Origin of the sequence: Ornithinibacillus sp. 4-3 (genome assembly GCF_040958695.1) — a bacterium.
Lineage (GTDB): Bacteria > Bacillota > Bacilli > Bacillales > Amphibacillaceae > CALAMD01.
On sequence record NZ_CP162599.1, the window covers coordinates 16,477 to 35,664 of the forward strand.

A 19,188-nucleotide genomic window follows, 5' to 3' on the forward strand; every position below is an offset into this window, starting at 1 on the left:
CGATGAACAGACCAGTAAATTATCGTTTAGCAAAAGAGAGTGGAATTCAGCGGCTGAAAGATTCCATAGCAATAAACATAATTGAACCTACCTGGGAGCAGTTAGGAAAAAGCTAACCGCAGTGCAGACTGCGTTATCAAATAATGAGTGGACATATTAGATGTCAAATTAGGTGGTACCACGGAAATAGTCTCATTCCGTCCTTTTATTTAAGGATGGGATGAGTTTTTTTATGTGAAAAAATAAATTATTCATATAAATGAAAAAGGAGATCGAGTTCATTGTTTAATAAAATAGCCTTTATTGGCGCAGGATCGATGACGGAAGCAATCATTTCTGGAATGCTTAATAAGAACTTTTTAGATAGTAAACAAATTCATGTGATAAATAAAAATAATAAAGAACGATTAGATTATCTTTCCGAGCATTTTAAAATTAACTGTGTACAGGAAAAATCAGCTTTAATAAAAGATGCTGATATTATTGTGCTTTCTATGAAACCTTATGATTTAAAAGAGGCACTTTTGACATATAAGGAAATGATTAAAGAGAACCAGTTAATTATTTCTGTTGTAGCTGGTATATCTACAACCTATATATCAACATTGCTTGGTAATGATGCCCCAGTCATTCGAGCGATGCCAAATACATCGGCTTCCATTGGTTATGCTGCGACTGCAGTTGCAAAAGGAAGCTATGCTACAGATAACCATCTCCAGGCTAGTATAGAATTATTCCAAACTATTGGTACGACTGTTGTAAGCAAAGAAGAAGATTTACATGCAGTAACTGCTGTATCAGGAAGTGGCCCTGCATATGTTTATTATCTTGTAGAAGCTATGGAGCAAGCAGCAGTAGAAATAGGATTAAATAAAGAAACTGCGATGGATTTAATTGTTCAAACAGTAATAGGTGCTGGTGAGATGTTAAAACAGTCTGGGGAATCAGCAGCTACCTTAAGAAAGAAAGTAACAAGCCCTTCTGGAACTACAGAATCAGGTGTTAAAACATTACAAAAGCATGGTTTTGCTGAATCGATTATTGAATGTATTAAAAGTGCACAAGCAAGATCAATAGAATTGGGAAAAGAAGCTCAAGAAAAATAATATTTTAAATAAACCAACGGAGCTGTGCGATACGCTCCGTTGGTTTATTTAAATTTTTCTTATCGTAAAATTATCTCCCAAAAGAAGCCAATTTTGCGGGAACGCTAAGCCTAGTTTCCAATAGGCAATACCTCGTAGTTGCTTTTCTTTAATTAAATCAAATTTAGCTTGAATAGATCGAGCATCTTCAAACCATACTTCATGTATTCTCCCTTGCTGATCTGTATATTTAAAAAACGGTGCTTGTGCTACATAATCATACTGAATTTCAGCTCGAAATTGGCGAGCGATATCAATTGCTTGCTGTGGACTAATGGCTCGTGCTAATTCTCCGCCAGGAACAAATGGAAGTGTCCAGTCATATCCATAGAGGTTTTGCCCTAATAGAATTTTATCAGCTGGGATTTCAGTTAAGGCGTAATCCACGACTCTTCTGACTTGATCAATCGGGGATACTGGTAAAGGTGGTCCAGCACTATAACCCCACTCATAAGTCATTAAAACAACGAAATCAGCAATTTCTCCGTGCGCTTTATAATCATGTGCCTCATATAATAAACCTTCTTGTGTCGCGCTTGTTTTAGGTGCTAGCGCTGTAGACATTAATAAACCCGCCTGTGAAAGGCGATCCTTTGCTTTACGTAAAAAGAGATTGTATGCTTCCCGGTCCTCAGGTTGAATAAATTCAAAGTCGAAATGTACTTCTCGAAACTCATTAGTTAAGGCAGTATTGACAATTTGATCAAGTAAATTATTTTGGACTGCTTGCACAGTTAAAATAATATGAATTAATTCTGTACTAAATGAGCCCTCTTCAATATTTGTGATAGCCATTGACATAGCTGTTTTATTTGCTGTTGCAATTTGTTTAAGATTATTTTGTGGGGGAGAATTTAATGTGCCATCCCTGTTCATTGTGTAACTAAATAAGGATAAAAAAGTTAATTTTGGTGATGTTTTCTCAACCGCATTTTTTAGTATTTCTGATACACTATCTCCCATAGGCTCTACATATCCTAGTGATGTAATTTCGCTTTTAGGAAGCGGCGGAATATATAAACGCATACCAACTTGTAATGTTTGATTCATGGAAATATGATTAATGGCTGCTAATTGTGCTGGGGAAATTCCAAATTTTTGTGCTATCATTGTTAATGTATCATTTGGTTGAATGAAGTAAAATTGTCCTATGATGGGGATAACTAATGTTTGACCAACAACCAATTGATCAGGTGTAGCTAATTCATTAGCCGTAATCAGTGTATCGACTGCTACATGATATGTACGAGCAATGTTGTATAGACTATCGCCACTTTGAACAACATGAATTTGCAAATGATACCCCTCCTTATTTTAGTAGGTATATATAATTTATGAGTTGAAGCACTTAAATATGATGAATTGATTAAAAATGACAAAGGCTGATTATAATGGATAAACATTTTATGCGCGTGGCATTAGAAGAAGCAAAGAAAGCATTAGCAATTAACGAGGTTCCAATTGGTGCCGTGATTGTGTATGGTAATGAAATTATTGCAACAGGCTATAACCAACGAGAAACATCACAATTATCCTTATCACATGCCGAGCTAATTGCAATAGAGAAGGCTAATCAGAAATTAGGTACTTGGAGATTAGAGGATTGTACTTTATATGTGACACTAGAACCTTGTCAGATGTGTGCAGGAGCGATTGTTCAATCACGTATAAAACGTGTGGTTTTTGGTGCGTTAGACGGGAAAGCAGGCTGTGCAGGAAGTATTTTAAATATTTTAGAAGAGCCACGATTTAATCATCAGGTAGAGCTTACAAGCGGTGTTTTACAAGAGGAATGCAGTATGATATTAACTCAGTTTTTCCAAGAGTTAAGGAGCAAAAGGAAAAATCAAAACAAGAAAAGACAGTCAGATGAATTGCAATAACTAGAATTTTTTGGAAGAGATGAGATCTTCATTGCATTATCTTTGGAAAAAAGATATAATATAAATTGTCGCGCTAGGTGGGGAGGTAGCGGTGCCCTGTACTTGCAATCCGCTGTAGCGAGGCTGAATTCCCATCCGAGGTGAGTCGTCTGTAGGGACTGCCTTAAGGAATTGGTGTTGACGTTCAGGTCCTACGCAATAGGAACCCATGAACCCTGTCAGGTCCGGAAGGAAGCAGCAGTAAGTGGTCATTTCTGTGTGCCGTAGGGTTGCCTAAACCGAGCCATGAACTTAAGTAACGCTTGGGGTCTTCACATCGACGATGGGTGCGCGGCAAATATCATAAAAATAATCAATTATAACATTATCCAAGTTTTGTTCTTGTGATAATGTTTTTTTATTTAATGTAACATTTTAAGGAATTCTTTTATCTTGATGGAGGATATTGAACCATCAAGATACTATATAGTTTATTTCAATAGCTTTCTAAAGAAAGATCCCCCTAAGGCAAACAGATTTTTAATCTGTCTACTTTAGGGGGAGTTTTCTTGTTTTTGGTATTTAATCAGTAAAATATGCGTTCCAGAATACTGGTCCAGAGAAAGCTGAAATGCCTTCCATGTTATTTCTATGAGCATATAAGCTATTAAAGCCGCCAATATTAACGATTGGGAGTAGCTCTTCCCACGCATAACCTTGTAGATTATCCCATAGCTCTTGAGCTTCTTCTAAAGTAGGTGCTGTTTCAATAGCTTGCATATCTTCAATGACTTTCGGATCGCCAACCCCACCTGCAAATGAAGGGCTTAGTGCTATCAATTGTGGTGGTGTACTGACTGTTGATGATGATGAGAGTAAAACATCCCATTCTTCAAGACCTTGAGTGGCTTTTTCGTTAAAAGTTGGCCAATCATAAACATCTAGAACAGCATTGATTCCAATGTTTGTCAGTTGGTCATGAACTACAACAGCAGCATTATAGTGATAGTCGTAATCTCGGGTTGCCATGATTCTGATCTCTTCACCGTTGTAACCCGCTTCTTCTAAATATTGTTTCGCTAATTCTTGATCATCCATGTTATAAAATTCATTTCCTGCAGTACTTGCCCAGTTTACGATATTGACATCCATATAGCCGGAGTCAAGCCAGAAAAAGTCTTGATTCGGAAAGGCCGCCATCATAATTTCTTCATTGTTTAATGCCGCATTAATCGCTTGTCTTATTTTGTAATCCTTGGTTATGCCATAGTTTTTATTATAAAGTAAAAATTCATTGGCTGACGGTGTAAGGATTGAATGAATATCAGGATGACTCTCTAATTGATCATAACTGTCATAAGGTAAATTATAAGCAAAATCGTATTCGCCTGTTTGTAAGCCAGCTAAACGAGTGGATGCATCTGGAACGATATAAAAGTAGACATCATCAAAATGAGCGACTTTTTTACCAGCTAATCCACTTGCTTCATCTTCTACAGGCTGATAATCTTCAAATTTTGTAAAATGAATGTATTGATCTTGTTGCCATTCTACAAATTTGTAAGGACCTGTTCCAATATAGTCATCTATTCCTTCAGGAGGTGCTGCCTCCACGACTTCCTTAGGCATAATTACTGCAGCCATCTTGGCTGAGGCTAATGTATCTAATGTCAAAGAAGAAGATTCAGTAAGTTCTAAAACAACCGTATAATCGTCTGTAGCAGTCCATGTTGCTCCTTCAAAAATAGAACCTGTAATCGTCGATTTTTCTAACCAATATTCCATGGATGCGATGACATCTTCAGAGGTCATTTCTTTTTCGTTATGAAAAGAAACACCTTCTCTTAATTTAAATGTATACACCTTACTATCTTCGCTGACATCAACAGACTCAGCAAGCATAGGAACTGCTTGATAATTCTCATCTGTTGTTAAAAGTGTTTCAAACATCATTCTAGTTGTGTCTCTCGTTGATGTAGCAGGTGTTGATGGTGCATCTAAATTTGGAGGTTGTCCATCTAGAGCAATTTTTAATGTTCCACCTTCTACATCTTCTCTGCTTATCTTGTTTCCTTTACTAGTTGTATTATCTGATTGGTCTGTATTGTTTTGATCCTTATTAGAGCTACATGCTGTTAATGTAAGGATTAAACCAAGTAACATAACAAATAATACATTCTTAACTCGTCTCATCTCTGTTTTCCTCAATTCCTTATTTTAGTGATTTTTTCTCTTAGGTGTTATGTTTATCTTCTCAATTAGCCTCAATAAGAATGTCTCTTCTTTATTGGTCATCTACAATTAATTTTTACCCGCTGTCAGCGAAACATTAGAAAATCCTTAAGATTAAAGATTAAAAAGAAGCGGTAGTACAATTGAGATGATAGCAGAAAGTATCAATTCTATTTTAAGAGGACGATTGGAATATTCACCTTTCTCTGTATTATATACTATGGAGTTCCTAAATCAACGTCTGATAAAATGGACAATGCGCAAATACAAAATGTTAAGAAGTAGAAAGATAGAAAATTAAAATCGCCCAATGGGAGTCAAATTCATTCTCACATTGGGCGATGGGCTGTAAACCTTAGGTGAAATTCTTCTACTGAGAGGATAACTAATCAATTAATGTTTAGCTTCCTACTCAATTATTTAATCAGTGAAATATGCATTCCAGAATACTGGACCAGTGTATGCTGTTACACCTTCAACATTTGCTCTTAAACCGAATAAATTGTTATATCCACCAATGTTTACAATTGGCATTGTTTCTTCCCAAGAATAACCTTGTAGCTCATCCCAAAGCGCTTGTGCTTCTTCTAGGGTAGGAGCCGTTTCAATTTGTTTCATTAAATCTTGAGATTTCTCGTCATCTAGCCCACCAGCAAAAGTCGGACTTAATGCTAATAACTGTGGTGGAGTACTTACTGTAGAAGAGGATACTACGAAAATATCCCAATCTTCAAGTTTACTTTGCATTTTATCATTAAAGGTTGGCCAGTCATATACATCTAATACAGCATTAATTCCAGCGTTTTTAAGTTGTTCATGAACAACAACACCAGCATTATAATGGTGATCATAATCACGAGTTACCATAATGCGCAGCTCTTCATTATTATATCCAGCTTCTTTTAAATATTCTTTTGCTAAGTCTAAATCAGCAAGGTTGTAATGCTCACTACCAGCTTCACTTGCCCAGTTTGTCATATTTACATCCATATAACCAGAATCTAACCAGTAAAAATCTGTGTTAGGGAAAGCAGCCATCATGATTTCTTCATTATCTAAAGCTGCATTAATAGCTTTTCTAATATTAACATCTTCTGTAATTCCATGGTTTTTGTTAAAGTGAATAAATTCGTTTGCAGATGGTGTTAAAATAGTATCTAGGTCATCATTGCTTAATAATTGATCATAGCTATCATAAGGCATACCAAATGCAAAATCATATTCTCCAGTTTGTAAACCAGCTAAACGAGTTGATGTATCTGGAACAATATAGAAGTAAATTTCATCGAAATAAGCTACCTTTTTACCAGATAATCCACTTGCTTCTTCCTCTACTGCTTGATAATCATCAAATCTTTCAAATAAGATGTATTGATCTTGTTTCCATTCAACAAATTTGTATGGACCAGTTCCAATATATTCATCTACACCTTCAGCAGGAGCAGATTCTACAACTTCTTTTGGCATAATTGCTGAAGCCATTTTTGCTGAAGCAATTGTATCTAATGTTAAAGAAGAAGATTCTTCTAATGTTAAAACAACTGTGTAATCATCTTGTGCTTCCCATGTTGCACCATTAAAGATAGTACCTGTAATCGTTGATTTTTCTAACCAGCGTTCCATAGAAGCGACTACATCTTCAGAAGTCATTTCTTTCCCATTATGGAATTTAACGCCTTCTCTTAATTTAAATGTGTATACTTTACTATCGTCGCTAATGTCAATTTCTTCAGCTAGCATAGGTACTGCTTTATAGTCTGCATCTGTTGTAACAAGTGATTCGAATATTAATCTTCCTGTATCTCTAGAAGCTGTTGCAGGAGTTGATGGGACATCCATATTAGGTGGTTGTGCATCTAGAGCAATTTTTAATACGCCACCTTCTTGTGGTTCACCAGCAGTATTATTATCTGAGCCGTTATTATCTCCATCATTATTGTTGTCATCTGAACTACATCCAACCAATGCAGCAATTAATACTAATAGTAGGATGAATAGTCCTTTTTTCATTGATTTCATTTTATCTAATTCCTCACAATTCTTTCTTAGTTTGTCTATTTTTGATTCATATGATATCAATTCCGTCTATGACAGGAATTGGAAATGGGATGTGTGAAAATGCCAATCGAATAGACATCACTCCTTTAAAATTCCTTTTAGAGGTTGTTCAAAAAGTCCAACAAAAATGACACGGTAAGCAGTGGAACTTCGACTAAGTTCCGACACGTCCTGCGGGCAACACAGAAGTCACCACATCCTGTAGAAGTCCGCTACTCTAAGCTACGCTGTCTTGAACTTTCGACGGACACGATGTGCTAGTATCGGTATTGCTCTCGTGACGTTGCGTACTTAACCGATGACGGTCCTTTTTACTGACCTTTTTGAACACGCACTTTTATAAAAATTAATCATTTAATTTAGCAACAGCTGCCACAAATACTTTAGCAGTAGAAATCATTGCTTCCTCATCAAAGTCAAAACGAGGGTGATGGTGTGGATATACACGCTCAGAGTCGCTTAGACGAGCTCCGGTAAAGAAGAAAGTTCCTGGTTTTTCCTGAATGAAATAACCAAAATCTTCGCTTCCCATTTTCGGTTCGATTTCTTTTACATTTTCCTCACCGAGAACTTCTGTAGCAATATCTTTAATATATTTTGTTTCAGTAGGATGGTTATAAACAGATGCATAGCCTCTGTCATACTTAATTTCACATGTAGCACCATTTGCTGCGCAAGTTGACTCTGTTAGCTGTTTAATACGATTTTCTAATAAATCACGAATTTCTGGATCATATGAACGAACAGAACCTGTAATAACAGCTGTATCTGGAATAACGTTGGGTGCTTCACCAGAGTGGAAAGAACCTACTGTAATTACTGCAGATTGAATAGGATCTACGTTACGGCTTACAATTTGTTGTAGATTTGTTACAAGCTGACTACCAATTACTAATGGGTCTACAGTTTCATGTGGTGAAGCTCCATGTCCACCTTTTCCAGAAATAGTAATATTAAACATATCAGCAGAAGCCATTGTATACCCTTCACGATAATAAACAACACCAGCTGGTAATGTACTTTGTAAATGTGAACCTATAACAATGTCTACACCATCTAAACATCCAGCTTCAATCATTGATTTTGCTCCACCTGGAAATTGTTCTTCAGCATGTTGATGAAGGAATACAACATTTCCTGCTAATTCATCACGGTGTTTAGCAAGTACTGTTGCAGCTGCAAGCAATGTTGCGGTATGTCCATCATGCCCGCATGCATGCATTACGTCTTTGACAGTTGATTTGTATGGAACATCTTTTTCGTCTTGAATTGGTAGTGCATCGAAGTCTGCACGAATAGCAATTGTTTTTCCTTCTTTTTTACCACGTAAAAGACCAACAACACCATTTTCGCCAACCTTTGTTTGTACTTCAATATCTAAGTCTGTTAAATAATCAGCGATAAATTTTGCTGTGCGCTCTTCCTTGAAAGATAGTTCTGGATTTTGGTGTAAATATCTACGAATCTCAACCATTTTTGGATATAATTCTTCTACTTCTTTTAATAAAGTTTGTACATCCATATAGATCTCTCCCTTTTTTTTTCGTTAAAAAGTCAGTAAGTTCTGACAAATGACCATTGGGTATGCCAAGTGCATTTGAAAGACTTCAAAGTATATTTTTAAATTTTTCTGATAGTTCTGACGTAAAAAGGTTACGTTATTAGAGCTACCAATTGATTATAGTGCCCGAATAATTAGTTGTCAACGGTAAATGATAGCCGTTTTTTCAATGGTATACAAGGATTTTGCACTGAAAAATAGAGCTAGAAATCTAGTAAGACATGTAGGTATAAGGAATCTGGGAAAATAGAAATAGTAAAATAGACGAATTTTTATTAGAAAAGAATTATTATATTTAATTTTTGTCAAATCTATGAACAAATATATAAGTAAATAGCGACTAAAGAAGAGAAGGAGAATTTAACGAGCTTCAAGAAAGGATCTAACCAGTCTACCAGTGAGAAAAGAAAGAAAAGGAGAATCTTTTATTCACTATGGTTCACAATTTGCCCTCTGTTCAGGTATAATTAATAAGAATTCATGGAAAGGATCGTGCATTATGGCGTATCAAGCATTATATCGCGTATGGAGACCGAGAACATTTGCGGATTTAGTTGGACAATCACATATAACAAGAACATTACAAAACGCGATAGAGCAAGGGAAATTTTCGCATGCTTATTTATTTTCTGGGCCTCGGGGAACAGGAAAGACAAGTGCTGCTAAAATTTTTGCGCAAGCAATTAACTGTGAGGCAGCACCTACAAGAGAACCTTGTAATCAATGTGCAGCTTGTCGGGGAATTTTGGATGGCTCAATATCTGATGTAATTGAAATTGATGCAGCATCAAATACAAGTGTCGATCATATTCGTGAAATTCGTGATAAAGTAAAATATGCTTCTAGTGTTGTTCCATATAAAGTATACATTATTGATGAGGTTCATATGATTTCGGTAAATGCATTTAATGCATTGTTGAAAACATTAGAGGAGCCTCCAAAACATGTTGTGTTTATATTGGCAACTACAGAACCTCATAAGATTCCTGTTACGATTATGTCACGTTGCCAACGTTTTGATTTTAAGCCTGTTGGGAATAAAGTGATGATTGAACGTATGAAGCACATAACATCAGAAGAAAATATCAAGATTACTGATGCAGCATTAGAGGTAATTGCGCTAGCAGCAGAAGGCGGAATGCGTGATGCACTTAGCATATTAGATCAAACAATATCTTATGCGGAAACAGAAATTGATATAGAAGATGTACTAGCAGTAACTGGTGGAGTGTCACAGCAGATTCTAACAGACATTGTTGAAGCAATGCATCAACAGGATGTCAAAACCGCATTACACCTATTAGACGAATTAATTCAGAATGGAAAAGACCCTGGGCGATTTGTTTATGATTTGATTTATTTCCTAAGGGACTTACTCTTATATAAGAGTGCACCATCATTAGAAAATATGCTGGAACGGGCTCGAGTCGATACAGCTTTTGAAAAACTAGCTACATCTGTCTCTATCAATTGGATTCAACAAGCGATGATGCAATTAAATCAATGTCAGCAGGAAATTAAATGGACAAATAGTCCGAAAGTATTCATTGAAATTGCAATTTTATCGATTACAAATCCATATAAAGAAGTACAAGGAGAAACAGCTTCTGTTGATTCAGATGCCATGGCTAAATTAACTAATCGTTTAGCGGGATTAGAGAAGGAATTAACAGTGTTAAGGCAAGCTCCGGTAGCAGAAGCAAATGCTAAAGGAGAGGCAAGTCGTCCTACGCGAAAGATGGCTAAGGCAAATCGTTTTAAAATTCCATATGAGCAAATACGTATGATTTTAAATGAAGCGGAAAAAGCTGCATTACAAGAAGTTAATACAAAATGGGTTTCCTTTTTAAGTCAATTAAAGGCAATCAATGCTCCAGCACATGCAACTATTCAAGATAGTAAGCCAGCTGCTGCTTCAGAGCGAGGTTTAGTTGTCGCATTCCGTTATGAGATCCATTGCTCGTTATTCGTAGATAATCGAGAAGTAATTGAATCAACATTAGAAAATGCATTAGGGAAAAGATTATCTATCGTCCCAATACCAGCTAAAGATTGGCCAGAAGTGCGTAAAGATTACTTAGCAAATCAAGATACACCAAAACAAGAAGAACAAGATCCATTAGTAGAAGAAGCACGTAAACTTTTTGGTGATGAATTAATTGAAGTTAATGATTAATTCCAGTGGATGTATTTCTTAAACAAAGCTAATTGTTGATAGAAGGACATGGAACGACTACAATATGTTTGATTTAATATGGTCGAATCCATTTATTTTAATAAAAAAGAAGTTATTTTTAAGGAGGCTGTTACCAATGAAAGGCATGGGTAATATGGGAAACATGATGAAACAAATGCAGAAAATGCAAAAGAAAATGATGCAGGCACAAGAAGAGTTACATGAAATGACTTTTGAGGCATCTGTTGGCGGCGGAATGGTTACTGTTACTGCAAACGGTAAAAAAGAAATTACTGATGTACAAATTAAAGAAGAAGTTGTTGATCCAGACGATATAGAAATGCTACAGGATTTAATTATTACAGCAACAAATGAAGTGTTAAATCAAGTAGATGAGAAAACAAATGCAGTAATGGGACAATTCACTAAAGGCTTAAACATGCCTGGAATGTTCTAGGAGGCGCTTTAATGTACTATCCAGAACCAATATCTAAACTAATAGATAGTTTTACAAAATTGCCAGGGATTGGGCCGAAGACAGCAGTCCGCCTGGCTTTTTTTGTCATCAATATGAAAGACGATGATGTATTAAGCTTTGCTAATTCCTTGGTCAGTGCAAAACGCGAGCTAACACATTGTTCTGTCTGTGGCCATATTACGGACCAGGATCCTTGTTCGATTTGTCAGGATCAATCCCGTGACGAATCTATTATTTGTGTAGTAGAGGATCCAAAAGATGTTATTGCAATGGAAAAAATGAAGGAATTTCGTGGGAAATATCATGTGCTTAACGGTGTGATTTCTCCAATGGATGGGATTGGACCAGAAGACATCAATGTCCCAAGCTTAATTAATCGTTTAAAAGATGAAAATGTAAAAGAATTGATTTTAGCAACAAATCCAAATATTGAGGGAGAAGCAACAGCAATGTATATTTCTAGATTGGTAAAGCCATCTGGAATAAAAACAACAAGAATTGCACATGGTCTTCCAGTTGGTGGAGATTTGGAATATGCGGATGAAGTAACATTAGCAAAATCGTTAGAGGGAAGAAGAGAGCTATAATATTTTTTTCAAAAAGAGGACTATCGGACTTTTTGAACATGCACTATTAATGTAAAAGACACAAAACTTTCAAGCAGGCTTGAGCAAAAAATCAAAAACGTAATACTTTTAGAAGATATTTCTAAAAAAGGTTAGGTGAGGATATGAGAAAACGTGTAAAGAAAGAACATGTAGATCAACAATTATTAAATGCCTTATTCCGGATAGAGCGAGAATGGAAGCAACAGAGGGCAATTGTTGAACAAAGTATTGAGCCATCCGATTTTAATTTATTCTTTCTCGGTGTTTCTCAAGCGAAATATATGTGTCTAATTAGGGAAGCTAAAATACGAAAAGTAAGTGCTTTTCGCTACCGCTAGAGAAGTTCTAAATACCCCCCTTGTTTCATAAGCTAATGAAGGAGTCAGTCCAGTGTTTTTACGGTCGTATTCTTAATTGCTGAGAAAAGGGGGTTATTTATTTGACTTCAACCATTGTTATTGCAGTGATGGTAGTGTTGATTATTGTATTATTCTTTATTGGAGCGCCTCCAAAGCCAACAAAATTTGTAGGCCAAAGTTTGATAAAGTTAGGAATTGGAGTGCTTTTTTTATTCTTTTTTAATGTGTTTGGTGGGGAATTTGGATTGCATATTCCAATTAATTTATTTACGGTCTTCATCTCAGGCTTTCTCGGTATTCTGGGGGTTGTCTCATTAGCTGCAATGCAAATATTTTTAGTGACATAAGCTGATAAATATAATTTTTAACGCTTATTAAATTCGCTGTGTAAAGTTTTTATTGCCTAATAGTAGAAAAATCAGCGTAAGAAGTTAAAAAATTATAAATGAGCACGCCAAGAACGATCTAACTAATTAAATTTCTGAGTAGATGAATAAAAACAGTTCGTAATGATGACAATATAAGCGAACTGTTTTTTGTTTGGGTAAAGTTCAGTAAAGATTCTATGTTTATTTCTTAGGATTACTTGATTACAACTTAATATATAAGGGAAAACAATAACAGTACTATGAGTGTCTTCAAGCTGGAGTGGACAACCATTGAGTACAGTAATACTATTGATTTTTTGTTTCTAGGGTTTGAGAGGGACATGCTTTTTTATAATAAATCCCATATATATGATATCATTGTAATTTTCTGATATTAGCGTCTCAATTCTTGAAACAGTTAAAAATCAGGTGTATAATTTATTACTAAATAAGAAGGAGGGGATTAAAATGGCAGAGAAGAAAAAGGGTGTATCAAGACGTGATTTCCTTAAAACAACTGGTATAGCTACAGGAGCTGTAGTTGGTGGAGGACTCATAGGAGGACTCGTAGGATATAACATTAAGCAAGGTGCAGATCAAACAGGATCAGAAGAGGGACATGAAACAGGACATCAAGGGGTAGAAAATCGCGGTCGGATGTTTTTCACGACTAACAATGAATTCAACGTTCTTTCTCAAGCAGTTGAACGTATTTTCCCAGAGGATGATTTAGGCCCTGGAGCCATTGGCCTCGGAGTACCTTATTTTATTGACAACCAGTTAGCTGGAGGTTATGGACAAAATGCTAGGGAGTACAGGCAAGGTCCTTTTTATGAGGGAGCACCAACACAAGGGTATCAAAGTCGTTTAACCCGAGCTGAGGCTTTCTTACAAGGAATTAAAAAAATTGAAGAAGAAGCAAGAAGCAGATTTGATGATGGATTCGCTAACTTAGAAGGGGAGCAAATGGATGAGATTCTTACAGCTTTCCAAAAAGACGAAGTAGAGATGAAAGGTATTTCGTCTTCTACATTTTTCCAAATGCTACGTCAAGCAACATTAGAAGGTGCTTATGCTGATCCACTTTATAACGGAAATATAAATATGGATGGATGGAGAATGAAGGATTTCCCAGGTCACCAGATGGCGTATATATCAGAAATTGAAAGTGAAGAATTTATGAAAATTGAACCACAATCATTAAGTAGCATGGACCACTAGGAGGGAACAGAACATGGCAAAAACATTAGATAAAGTAGATGTTGCAGTAGTTGGATTAGGCTGGACAGGTGGAATAATCGCTGCTGAATGTGCAAAAGCCGGGTTGAAAGTAGCTGGTTTAGAACGAGGAAAAGAAAGAGGAACAGAAGATTTTTTACGTGTCCATGATGAGCTTCGCTATGGTATTCGTTACGAATTAATGCAAGATGTATCGAAAGAAACGATTACATTTAGAAACGACCGCTCGATGCGTGCTTTGCCAATGAGACAATTAGGTTCCTTTTTATTAGGAGAAGGATTAGGAGGATCAGGAACGCATTGGAATGGACATGTGTGGCGCTTCTTACCTTATGATTTTGAAATTAAAACATTAACCGATGAGAAATATGGAAAAGATAAGCTTTCATCAGATTATCTTTTGCAAGATTGGGGCATTACATATGATGAATTAGAGCCCTATTTCTATCAGTATGAACTAGTGGCAGGAATTTCTGGAGATGGGAAAAATCCTTTTGCTGGTCATCGTTCAGCTGACTTTCCAACACCAGCAATGAAAAAAACACCAATCCTGAAGAAATTTGAAAAAGCAACAGAAAGCTTAGGATATTCACCATTCATGTTACCATCTGCCAACCTATCTGAAACGTATGAAAACCCAGATGGGGAAACAATTAATGCATGTCAATATTGTGGTTTCTGTGAACGATTTGGTTGCGAATATGGTGCAAAATCTTCACCAGAAGTTACTGTTATCCCTACAGCACTTAAAACAGGAAACTTTGAAATTCACTTTCATGCGAATGTAACAGAAGTTTTAAAAAATGGAGATAAAGTGACAGGTGTTAAATACATTGATACGCAATCAGGGGAAGAAGTTATTCAACCTGCTGAAGTAGTCGTATTAACAAGCTATGTCTTTAACAATGCAAAATTATTAATGGTGTCTGATATTGGTGAACAGTATGACCCTGATACTGGAAGAGGAACACTGGGTAAAAATTATTGTTATCAAATACTACCTGGAGCGACTGGCTACTTTGATGAACAGATGAACACATTTATGGGAGCAGGAGCACTTGGTATGACGATTGATGATTTCAATGGTGATAACTTCGACCATAGTGATTTAGACTTTATTCATGGTGGTAGTATGTCAATTACACAACCGGGAGTAAGACCAATAGCCTCAAATCGTACTTTGCCAGATGTACCTACATGGGGACCAGAATTTAAGAAACAATCTATTCATAATTTTACCCGATCATTGAGTGTTGGAACACAGGGTGCATCTATGCCTCATAAGGAGAACTTCTTGTCATTGGATGGCACTTATAAAGATGCATACGGTGTCCCACTTGTGCAGATGACGTATAATTTTACGGAACAAGATAAAAACCTGCATAAATATATTACTGCAAGAGCAGCAGAAATTATGGAAGAGATGGGTGCTCACACCGTTGTCCCAAATAGTCCGATTGAAAATTACAGCATTGTTCCATACCAAACGACGCATAATACTGGAGGAACAATTATGGGAGCTGACCCTGAAACTAGTGTAGTTAATAATTATTTACAGCACTGGGATGCGGAGAACTTATTTGTTGTAGGTGCAGGAAATTTCGCGCATAATGGTGGATATAACCCAACAGGAACAGTTGGTGCACTTGCTTACCGCTGTGCAGAAGGGATTATTAAATACAGTAAAGATGGTGGTTCACTAGTATAAATTACGGTTTTAATAAAGAGGGAGATGAGGAGAATGGGTGGATTAGCTGCTATTGGTATACCGGGATTAATTATTATATTAGTTATTGTGCTAATTTTATTTGGTCCAAGAAAGCTACCAGAAGTGGGCTCTGCAGTTGGAAAAACGCTATCGGAGTTTAAAAAATCAACAAGAGATATGATGTCTGAAGAAGATACAAAAGAAGAAAAAGTAAAAGAGGAAGAGAAAAAAGAATTATAACATAGAGAGTTGGTGACAAAATGGATCCTTATGAAAGTAATAATAAGCAGATTTTGAGTCCACTAGATAAGGCGAAAAAAGAAGAAAGTCCAAAAGAATCAGAATCTAAAGCTGCAGAAACTAAAAATGAAGCTGAAAATGAAAAAAAGGATTCACAGAAAGAGAAATCCCAAAAAAATTCAAATCAAAAAGATTCAAATCAAAAAGATTCAAATAAGGATTCATTTGAGCCTTCCTCTCAGTCAGAGCCAGAACCAACGTTTATGGAACATTTAACAGACTTAAGAAAGCAGCTAGTTAAAGGCGCTATTGTTTTTGCACTGATTTTTGTGTTGGTTCTTTCTACTATTAACTTTTGGTTTCCATATGTAACGCGTGGTCATGAACTGATTATTTTAGGCCCATTAGAAGTTGTAAAATTTTACATGTCTATTTCAGGAGCACTTGCAATTGGACTAGCTTTACCATTTCTATGTCACTTTTTATGGCAATTTGTTAGTCCAGGATTAACTGAAAGAGAAAGCAAGTTTTTAAGTTTCTACTCACCTGTTATGTTACTTTTATTTGTTGGTGGGATCGCATTTGGATATTTTATCGTCAATCCAATTAGTTATAATTTCTTAACATCACTAGGAGCGATTAATTTTAATGTAATGGTATCAGCTCAAGAGTACGCAAGCTTTTTACTTCTGACAACTATTCCACTTGGCTTGTTATTTGAATTGCCGATTGTAGCGATGTTTTTAGCAGTGATTGGTATCTTGACAACAGAATCAATGACGAAGATACGTAAATGGTCTTACCTATCGCTTGGGATTATTTCTGCATTAATTACGCCACCAGACTTTATTAGTCAGTTAATTGTCCTTATTCCAATGATAGGACTTTATGAAATAAGTATTGTCATTGTCAGACGAATAGAATTTAGACAAGCAGCACCAGCAGATGTTTAATTTTGGTTGTGGGGCTGTAACAGTAAAGTGAGAATTATTTTTCCTTGAATTCATTCACAAACAGCGTCGCTAAGGACTGGCGTAAGGTGCAAAAACTTTGTTAGTAGATCATTTTTCTTGTATAGGAACAAGATATTGAAACATAGCATATAATGTATGATTCAAATAAGTAATGCAGGTATAAATTCGTTAGATTAGGAGAATACTAGCTAACGGAGGTGGAAAGGGAAATGATTGCTAGCGTAGGAGTAGATAGTTGTTGTATTTGTGATGTAAAGAAGGAAGAAGGAATTCGAATTATTAGTGCTTTTATTTGCGAATCATGTGAGCAACAAATAGTTAGTGCTGATCCACAACAAGAACAATATGATGATTATGTACACAGACTGAAGAATGTGCATCGCCTATCTTTAGATGGGGTATCCTTTTAGTTATTTTAAAAAACATAAAAGCAAAACGAAAAGCGCAGAGCTAGACAACGCTAGCTCTGAATAAGAACAGATTTGTGCAAAACTTTTATAATTTCTTAACGCATAGAAAAAGATAGTCGCCTATAAAGGAAACTATCTTTTTTTATTTTTTCGTTCTTTATTGTTTTACAGCTGCTTTTTCTTTGAAACGGCTGAACCTTAATGGTTCTGTAGGGATAATTGTATCGGATTTTTCTTGAATTAGTTCTTCAATTAATTTACCTGTTACTGTTGCTAAACTAATTCCATCTCCTTCATGTCCAGCTGCAATGTAGAATCCAGGAATTTCTTCAACAGCAGATACAATTGGTAAATGGTCTTCTGTCCAAGGTCTGAAGCCAGTATACGTACGAATAATATTGAAATCATTCATTTTTGGGAAGAATCTTAATGTACGCATTGCCATTGTTTTAACAACATTAATATCAATTCTTCCATCATAGCCTACAAATTGACGGCTACTTCCTAATAAGAAGTTTTGGCTTTCTGTTGGTTCGAATACAAGTGCAACCCCATGTTCAGCAGTTCGTGCATCTGTAATTCTTTCACGACCAAATTTGTTCATTAAATAACCAAATTCCATAACATTACGCATCATAACTGGTTCATTTCTAGAACCAACTAGAATATGTCCTTTTCTTGGAATAATAGGAATATCTAAACCTAGCATTTCTCCAATAAATGGAGCCCAAACTCCAGATGCGTTAACAACTTTTTTCGCACGGAATGTTCCGTTTGTTGTTTCAATAATAAAGTCGCCATCTTTTTTAATCGAAGTAACTTCTGATTGTGTATGAAGCTTTAGTCCATTACCCTTTGCATGATCAATTAAAGAATAGCAATATAAGTAAGGGTTGATTAAAGAGTCTGTTTCACACTCTAGTCCACCAGGAATATCATCTGCAAAGAAAGGAGACTCTTGGCGGATATCAGAACGATCTAATAGATTGAATTTTAATCCAGCTTCTGTTTGAATTTTAACCCAATCTTTCGCTGCTTCCATTTCTGTATCATTTTCACATACAAGGATACTTCCAGATTCACGATATTCAAATGGGATTCTTAGATCAGGCTTTAATTCAACTGTTAATTCTTGACTTTTAAGAGACATTAAACTATCAAAACCAGGATCCTTATCTACAATAGTAATATTCCCATCACATTTTGATGAGGTACCACTTGCGATATCGTTTTTTTCAATTAACATACAATCAATTCCAGCTTTTGCCACATAATATGCAATGGAACAGCCGACAATACCGCCACCAATAATGGCAACTTCTGCTTGATTTTTAATAGACATTGTTAAAAAGTCCTCCTTTTTCTTTAACTTTCTATATATTAATTACGTCCAGATTTTTGTTCGTTCATCTTAGTAAATGAAGTTATCAAAAAACCTTCACGTCCTGTAGGTTATAAAAAATCTGTGACATCTATCGGAAGTTTTACCTTTATTCAGCCAGAGCCAGGGTTTAGTCTTCCACTACACGGGAAGAAAAATAACCCTTCATTTCACCATCTATAGAAGATGAGCATATTGTGCTGAAGGAAGATAAATTCCGGGGAGAATCTTAAATAAATAATAACTATTATTTTTTAAAACTTTTTATTCAAAAGACAATTCTATTCTAACATAAGTATGATAGAATAGGGTTGAATATCGTGTCAAATTTTAATATATATTATATTATAAAAAGATAAACAAGTGTAACTGTAATATTAAAGGAGGAA

17 protein-coding genes, 1 other RNA gene, 1 pseudogene and 1 other annotated feature (1 of these 20 only partly in view) are annotated in these 19,188 nt (G+C 35.8%); of the genes and pseudogenes, 14 read left to right on the forward strand and 5 right to left on the reverse strand.

What is annotated here, in order from left to right:
* Nucleotides 1–208, forward strand: a binding site (T-box leader); it begins 7 nt to the left of the window's first position.
* Between the two features lie 73 nt (nt 209–281).
* Nucleotides 282–1,106, forward strand: a complete 825-nt coding sequence (proC, locus tag AB4Y30_RS00065) for a pyrroline-5-carboxylate reductase (protein ID WP_368653510.1) — start codon at nt 282–284, stop codon at nt 1,104–1,106.
* 48 nt (nt 1,107–1,154) lie between these two features.
* Here the strand turns inward: proC and AB4Y30_RS00070 are convergent, their stop codons facing one another.
* Nucleotides 1,155–2,441, reverse strand: a complete 1,287-nt coding sequence (locus AB4Y30_RS00070; protein WP_368653511.1) for a LysM peptidoglycan-binding domain-containing protein — start codon at nt 2,439–2,441, stop codon at nt 1,155–1,157.
* Nucleotides 2,442–2,536: 95 nt separating this feature from the next.
* On the opposite strand from AB4Y30_RS00070, the gene tadA reads away from it, so the two are divergent.
* On the forward strand, nt 2,537–3,028 hold the full coding sequence (gene tadA, locus AB4Y30_RS00075) for a tRNA adenosine(34) deaminase TadA (RefSeq protein ID WP_368653512.1): 492 nt from the start codon (nt 2,537–2,539) through the stop codon (nt 3,026–3,028).
* 68 nt (nt 3,029–3,096) lie between these two features.
* Nucleotides 3,097–3,362: signal recognition particle sRNA large type (ffs, locus tag AB4Y30_RS00080), an RNA gene on the forward strand.
* A 227-nt stretch (nt 3,363–3,589) separates the two neighbouring features.
* On the opposite strand, the gene AB4Y30_RS00085 is transcribed toward ffs, so the two are convergent.
* Complete coding sequence (locus tag AB4Y30_RS00085) at nt 3,590–5,200, reverse strand: ABC transporter substrate-binding protein (RefSeq protein WP_368653513.1); 1,611 nt, start codon at nt 5,198–5,200, stop codon at nt 3,590–3,592.
* 175 nt (nt 5,201–5,375) lie between these two features.
* Here AB4Y30_RS00085 and AB4Y30_RS00090 point away from each other — a divergent pair.
* A pseudogene (locus tag AB4Y30_RS00090) lies at nt 5,376–5,540 on the forward strand (hypothetical protein); the annotation flags it as partial.
* Between the two features lie 119 nt (nt 5,541–5,659).
* On the opposite strand, the gene AB4Y30_RS00095 reads toward AB4Y30_RS00090, so the two are convergent.
* Both AB4Y30_RS00095 and AB4Y30_RS00100 read right to left on the reverse strand, forming a co-directional pair.
* The gene (locus tag AB4Y30_RS00095; protein WP_368653514.1) at nt 5,660–7,258 is read right to left on the reverse strand and encodes an ABC transporter substrate-binding protein; all 1,599 of its coding nucleotides are present in this window, start codon (nt 7,256–7,258) and stop codon (nt 5,660–5,662) included.
* A gap of 385 nt (nt 7,259–7,643) precedes the next feature.
* Nucleotides 7,644–8,819 (reverse strand): M20 family metallopeptidase, encoded by a 1,176-nt coding sequence (locus AB4Y30_RS00100; protein ID WP_368653515.1) that lies wholly within the window; start codon nt 8,817–8,819, stop codon nt 7,644–7,646.
* 538 nt (nt 8,820–9,357) lie between these two features.
* On the opposite strand from AB4Y30_RS00100, the gene dnaX reads away from it, so the two are divergent.
* The 10 genes from dnaX to AB4Y30_RS00150 all read left to right on the forward strand — a co-directional run bounded on the left by dnaX (nt 9,358) and on the right by AB4Y30_RS00150 (nt 17,418).
* Entirely contained in the window at nt 9,358–11,034 is a 1,677-nt protein-coding gene (gene dnaX, locus AB4Y30_RS00105; protein ID WP_368653516.1) for a DNA polymerase III subunit gamma/tau, read from the forward strand.
* Nucleotides 11,035–11,170: 136 nt separating this feature from the next.
* Complete coding sequence (locus AB4Y30_RS00110) at nt 11,171–11,491, forward strand: YbaB/EbfC family nucleoid-associated protein (protein WP_368653517.1); 321 nt, start codon at nt 11,171–11,173, stop codon at nt 11,489–11,491.
* Nucleotides 11,492–11,502: 11 nt separating this feature from the next.
* Nucleotides 11,503–12,099 (forward strand): recombination mediator RecR, encoded by a 597-nt coding sequence (gene recR / locus AB4Y30_RS00115; RefSeq protein ID WP_368653518.1) that lies wholly within the window; start codon nt 11,503–11,505, stop codon nt 12,097–12,099.
* A gap of 143 nt (nt 12,100–12,242) precedes the next feature.
* Nucleotides 12,243–12,458 carry a YaaL family protein gene (locus AB4Y30_RS00120; RefSeq protein ID WP_368653519.1) on the forward strand — a complete coding sequence of 72 codons (216 nt, stop codon included), beginning with the start codon at nt 12,243–12,245 and terminating at the stop codon, nt 12,456–12,458.
* Nucleotides 12,459–12,559: 101 nt separating this feature from the next.
* Nucleotides 12,560–12,826, forward strand: coding sequence for a pro-sigmaK processing inhibitor BofA family protein (locus AB4Y30_RS00125; protein ID WP_368653520.1), 267 nt, complete (start codon nt 12,560–12,562; stop codon nt 12,824–12,826).
* A gap of 489 nt (nt 12,827–13,315) precedes the next feature.
* The gene (locus tag AB4Y30_RS00130; protein WP_368653521.1) at nt 13,316–14,068 is read left to right on the forward strand and encodes a gluconate 2-dehydrogenase subunit 3 family protein; all 753 of its coding nucleotides are present in this window, start codon (nt 13,316–13,318) and stop codon (nt 14,066–14,068) included.
* Nucleotides 14,069–14,081: 13 nt separating this feature from the next.
* Nucleotides 14,082–15,794 carry a GMC family oxidoreductase gene (locus tag AB4Y30_RS00135; protein ID WP_368653522.1) on the forward strand — a complete coding sequence of 571 codons (1,713 nt, stop codon included), beginning with the start codon at nt 14,082–14,084 and terminating at the stop codon, nt 15,792–15,794.
* Nucleotides 15,795–15,827: 33 nt separating this feature from the next.
* Nucleotides 15,828–16,034, forward strand: a complete 207-nt coding sequence (gene tatA / locus AB4Y30_RS00140) for a twin-arginine translocase TatA/TatE family subunit (protein ID WP_368653523.1) — start codon at nt 15,828–15,830, stop codon at nt 16,032–16,034.
* Between the two features lie 20 nt (nt 16,035–16,054).
* Nucleotides 16,055–16,987, forward strand: a complete 933-nt coding sequence (tatC, locus tag AB4Y30_RS00145; RefSeq protein WP_368653524.1) for a twin-arginine translocase subunit TatC — start codon at nt 16,055–16,057, stop codon at nt 16,985–16,987.
* A 230-nt stretch (nt 16,988–17,217) separates the two neighbouring features.
* On the forward strand, nt 17,218–17,418 hold the full coding sequence (locus AB4Y30_RS00150) for a sigma factor G inhibitor Gin (RefSeq protein ID WP_368653525.1): 201 nt from the start codon (nt 17,218–17,220) through the stop codon (nt 17,416–17,418).
* 157 nt (nt 17,419–17,575) lie between these two features.
* Here the strand turns inward: AB4Y30_RS00150 and AB4Y30_RS00155 are convergent, their stop codons facing one another.
* Entirely contained in the window at nt 17,576–18,760 is a 1,185-nt protein-coding gene (locus AB4Y30_RS00155) for an NAD(P)/FAD-dependent oxidoreductase (RefSeq protein WP_368653526.1), read from the reverse strand.
* Nucleotides 18,761–19,188: the final 428 nt, after the last annotated feature.